The following is a 3,083-nucleotide window of genomic DNA, read 5'->3' as shown; positions in this document are numbered from 1 at the left end:
CGAATGGACGACGCCACGACGGCCATCGCCTACCTGTGGGACGAGACCGAGAACTACTGGCCGGCGGCCGAGGGTGACGACGACCCCACCGACCCGTTCTCACCCGCCCTCGGCCTCGACCTGTTCGAGGCCGCGCACACCCGGCTGACGGCGCTCGGCGTCCGCGTCCCGGAGATCCGGCTGCTCGCCGCCGCCGGCACCCACGGCATCGACCACGGCCCCGCCGACCTGGCGATCGTCGAGGACGTCCCGGGCCAGAACCTGGAGCAACTGCTCGCCCGCGACCCGCACGCCGCCGCCCCCGTCCTGGCCCGGCTCGGGCAGGCCCTGGAGGCGATGCGCCACCACCGCGCGCCCGGGTACGGCAAGGTGGCCGTGGTCGACGCGGGCGGCACCTCGCGCGGAACGTCCTGCCAGGGCGTCGTCCTGGAACGCGCCCTGCGAGACCTCGCCGAGGCGGCGTCACGCGAGAAGCGGATCGCGCGGGCCCACGACCGGCTGGAGGAACGGCTGCTGACCCTGGCGGCCGCGGTGCGCCCTCGCACGCGGCACGCGTTGGTGCACGGCGAACTGGGGCCCGACCACGTCCGGGTCGATCGGCACGGCCACCCCGTGCTGATCGACATCGAAGGCGCGATGTACTTCGACGCCGAGTGGGAGCACGTCTTCCTGCGGATCCGCCTGCACGACCACTACCCGCCACTGGCGGTCGGCGCACTGGACGAGGACCGCCTCGCCCTCTACACCCTCGCCCAGCGCCTCTCCCTGACGGCCGGCCCGCTGCGCCTGCTGGACGGGGACTTCCCCCACCGGACGGCGATGGCGGCCATCGCCGAGTACAACCTGAACGCTGCCCTCCAACTGGCCTGAGCACAGCGCTCCTTGACCTCCAGTGGACTTGAGCTTCTACGTTGATGCCCCGGTGGTCGAACGGAAAGGGGCACGTCAGCATGACGCTCAAGGAGTACCCGCACGAGGTTCTGGCGACTCAGCCGATCGGCGCGTGGAGCGGCGAGGCGTACCGGCGGGTGGTCGGAGGCCTGCGCGAGCAGCTCGCGACGGAGGGCCTCACCCAGCCGCACTGGTGGACGCTCAACCACGCGGCCGGCGCGCCGGGTACGTGGAACCGCACCACGCTGGTCGAGCGCCTGGCCCGCTACGAGGACCTGGGGATCGACTTCGAGGAGGTCTTCGATGACCTGGTGGCCCGCGGCTGGCTGGTCGAGGCCGAGGACGGCGGCATGACCCTCACGGAGGAGGGTGAGGCCGCGCGCCTGCGCGCCCGCGAGCGCAACCTGAGCGTGCACCGGCGCGCTCACGAGGGCGTGGACGAGGCCGAGTTCGTCACAGCGATCAACGTCCTGCGCCGCATCGTGGCGAACCTGGGCGGCGACGGCGACCTGCCCCGGTGACCGGGCGCCGCCGACCGCTCCGGCGCCGACAGCTCCGGCGCCGCCGTCCCGGGGCGGTGACGCCGGGGCCGATCAGGGCTCCGACGTGATCGTGAAGGGCTCGGAGAAGTTGCCGGAGTCACCGAACAGGACGATCCGGTAGTCGTCCCCCGGGGGAACGTTCGGCACGGTCACTTCCACGTGCCCCCGCAGGATGTCGAAGTCCTCGGCCAGGACGGGGCAGTCGAGGGTCCTCTCGCCGACACGCAGGAGAACGCTCCCCGTGCGGTTGGTGATCTGCCGTGGCGGATCCGAGACGTCCCAGGTGACCTCGACCCTCTCGCCGCTGCGCCAGACCTCTCCGGCCCGAGGGGAGAGGATCCGCGGAACGTAGACGTCGCGCCGGTCCACGCGGTCGGCGCAGTGAGCGGCCACCGCCGAGCCGGTGGCCGGCGCCGCCGCCGTGGTGAGAAGGCCCGTCACGGCCACGGCGGCCAAGGCTACAACGCCCAGGACGGGCCTGATCCGAATGCTCATGGCCCCCAGTGTCCCGGTCGGCGCGCAACGGGTACGGGGGACCGGCACCCCTTCCCCCGAACGGCGCAACGACCGTCACGGCGCCCGGCCGGTGGCCGGGGGAGACGGGCCCTTCGGACCGGCGGTCGGGTCCTTACGCCCGCGTGAACCCGTGGCTGCGCTCCACCTTCGCCACGTGCAGCGTGTAGCTCTGGTACCACTGGGCCTGCCCGCGCCTCTGCGCCGCGCGGTGCTCGGCGTCGGACTGCCACTGCGTGAGCGCGTCGGCGTCGCGGAAGTACCCGACGGTGATGGCCAGTCCGCCGGGAGTCTGCGCGTAGTCCATTCCCAGGTATCCGGGGATGTCCTTCACCAGGTCTTCCATGCGGGCGTTGGTCTCGCTGTAGCCGCTCTGGTCCGGGGTCCGCACCGCGGTGAAGACCGCCATGCAGTAAGGGGGTTCATAGGCCTCGACAGGCGTGACAGGTGCTTGGGAGTGATCGCTCATGGCGCCACCGTAAGGCGGGAAGCCCCCGGTGATCCAGCGTCCTTCCCGAACGGGGCGGGCAAGGGACCGGGCACTCGAGCGGGCCGGACGGGAGGAAGGGCCGCCCCTCACGGCGGACTTCGACGCCATCGCCAACCCATCCGTGGGCCACTGCTTCCGGTCCTTCGGCATTGGCCGCCGTCTCCACCGGCCGCTGTACGACCCCTTCCGCCAGGACGCCACGCGAGTTTCGGGACCGGCCTCCATCCGTGTCCGCCCGAGGTGTTGTGGGTTGTCGGTGGGTTGGTGGGGTTCAGGGTGTTTGGGTGATGATCCAGTCGGCGGAGGGTGTGGTGCCGCCGGGTTTGGCGGTGAGGTGTCCGGTGGGGGTTTCGGTGAGGTAGAGGTCGTTGTTGTTGAGGTCGGATTCGGATCTGACGCGGCTGTGTCCTTCGGGGGTGAGGTGCCAGGCGGCTTCGGTGGTGCGGCATTGGCCGAAGCGGATGCTCCAGTTGTCGCCGATGGCGACGCAGCCTCGGGTGTTCTTCTCGGGGTCGTAGGCGGAGACGTTGAGTGTGGTGTGTTCGGGCAGCAGTTCCCATTGTTGTTCGGGGACGGCGTCGCATGGTTCGAGGCGTACTTGGGAGGTGCCGAAGGTGTGGTGGAGGCAGGTGGCGGTGTTGGCGTTG

The 3,083-nt window shown here is 71.2% G+C and carries 5 protein-coding genes; 2 read left to right on the top strand and 3 right to left on the bottom strand.

Translation table 11 applies throughout. The features are described from left to right. Positions 1–3 precede the first annotated feature (3 nt). Positions 4–870, top strand: coding sequence for a phosphotransferase (locus J0670_RS34265; RefSeq protein ID WP_243437929.1), 867 nt, complete (start codon positions 4–6; stop codon positions 868–870). Positions 871–950: 80 nt separating this feature from the next. After that, on the top strand, positions 951–1,412 hold the full coding sequence (locus J0670_RS34260; RefSeq protein ID WP_207816265.1) for a MarR family transcriptional regulator: 462 nt from the start codon (positions 951–953) through the stop codon (positions 1,410–1,412). 72 nt (positions 1,413–1,484) lie between these two features. On the opposite strand, the gene J0670_RS34255 is transcribed toward J0670_RS34260, so the two are convergent. The 3 genes from J0670_RS34255 to J0670_RS34245 form a co-directional block, all read right to left on the bottom strand. Then, positions 1,485–1,928 carry a GPI anchored serine-threonine rich family protein gene (locus J0670_RS34255; protein WP_207816264.1) on the bottom strand — a complete coding sequence of 148 codons (444 nt, stop codon included), beginning with the start codon at positions 1,926–1,928 and terminating at the stop codon, positions 1,485–1,487. 133 nt (positions 1,929–2,061) lie between these two features. Further along, on the bottom strand, positions 2,062–2,415 hold the full coding sequence (locus J0670_RS34250) for an antibiotic biosynthesis monooxygenase (RefSeq protein ID WP_207816263.1): 354 nt from the start codon (positions 2,413–2,415) through the stop codon (positions 2,062–2,064). Positions 2,416–2,707: 292 nt separating this feature from the next. Next, positions 2,708–3,083 (bottom strand): hypothetical protein (locus tag J0670_RS34245; protein ID WP_207816262.1); only part of this gene is annotated, 376 nt, incomplete at its 5' end.

The organism is Streptomyces sp. FH025, from assembly GCF_017427025.1.
GTDB lineage: Bacteria > Actinomycetota > Actinomycetes > Streptomycetales > Streptomycetaceae > Kitasatospora.
The sequence above is the reverse complement of the archived record's forward strand: the minus strand, read 5'-3'. Positions and strand labels throughout refer to the sequence as shown.